The organism is Irregularibacter muris (assembly GCF_024622505.1).
Taxonomy (GTDB): Bacteria; Bacillota; Clostridia; order Eubacteriales; family Garciellaceae; genus Irregularibacter; species Irregularibacter muris.
Genome location: NZ_JANKAS010000036.1, coordinates 1 through 1383, shown reverse-complemented (window position 1 = coordinate 1383; position 1383 = coordinate 1). Strand labels below are relative to the sequence as shown.

General features: G+C 53.9%; 1 rRNA gene. It reads left to right on the top strand.

Going from position 1 to position 1383, the window contains the following annotated elements:
• A 16S ribosomal RNA gene (locus tag NSA47_RS15300) occupies positions 1-1331 on the top strand; the annotation flags it as partial.
• Positions 1332-1383: the final 52 nt, after the last annotated feature.

Below are 1383 nucleotides of genomic sequence, written 5' to 3'. Positions count from 1 at the left end.
CATGGTATAGGAGTCAAAGCGACTAAGCGCTACAAGATGGTCCCGCGTCCCATTAGCTAGTTGGTGAGATAACAGCTCACCAAGGCGACGATGGGTAGCCGACCTGAGAGGGTGATCGGCCACACTGGGACTGAGACACGGCCCAGACTCCTACGGGAGGCAGCAGTGGGGAATATTGCGCAATGGGGGAAACCCTGACGCAGCAACGCCGCGTGAGCGATGAAGGCCTTCGGGTCGTAAAGCTCTGTCTGGAGGGATGAAAAAAATGACAGTACCTCCGGAGGAAGCCCCGGCTAACTACGTGCCAGCAGCCGCGGTAATACGTAGGGGGCAAGCGTTGTCCGGAATTACTGGGCGTAAAGGGCGCGTAGGCGGTCTTGTAAGTCAGATGTGAAAGTCCAGGGCTCAACCGTGGAATTGCATTTGAAACTATAAGACTTGAGTGCAGGAGAGGAGAGCGGAATTCCTAGTGTAGCGGTGAAATGCGTAGAGATTAGGAAGAACACCAGTGGCGAAGGCGGCTCTCTGGACTGTAACTGACGCTGAGGCGCGAAAGCGTGGGGAGCGAACAGGATTAGATACCCTGGTAGTCCACGCCGTAAACGATGAGTGCTAGGTGTTGGGTGTCAAAGCTCAGTGCCGCAGCTAACGCATTAAGCACTCCGCCTGGGGAGTACGACCGCAAGGTTGAAACTCAAAGGAATTGACGGGGGCCCGCACAAGCAGCGGAGCATGTGGTTTAATTCGAAGCAACGCGAAGAACCTTACCAGGACTTGACATCATCTGACCGCCGTAGAGATACGGAGTTCCCTTCGGGGACAGATAGACAGGTGGTGCATGGTTGTCGTCAGCTCGTGTCGTGAGATGTTGGGTTAAGTCCCGCAACGAGCGCAACCCTTGTATTTAGTTGCCAGCATGTAAGGATGGGCACTCTAGATAGACTGCCGTAGACAATACGGAGGAAGGTGGGGATGACGTCAAATCATCATGCCCCTTATGTCCTGGGCTACACACGTGCTACAATGGTCTGTACAAAGGGTAGCGAAGTCGCAAGGCGAAGCCAATCCCATAAAACAGATCCCAGTTCGGATTGCAGGCTGCAACTCGCCTGCATGAAGTCGGAGTTGCTAGTAATCGCGGATCAGAATGCCGCGGTGAATGCGTTCCCGGGCCTTGTACACACCGCCCGTCACACCACGAGAGTTGGCAACACCCGAAGTCAGTGAGCTAACCTAGTAATAGGAGGCAGCTGCCGAAGGTGGGGCTAGTAATTGGGGTGAAGTCGTAACAAGGTAGCCGTATCGGAAGGTGCGGCTGGATCACCTCCTTTCTAAGGAGCCTACTGAAACCTTACACTGTTTTATTTTGAAAGATTAATCTCT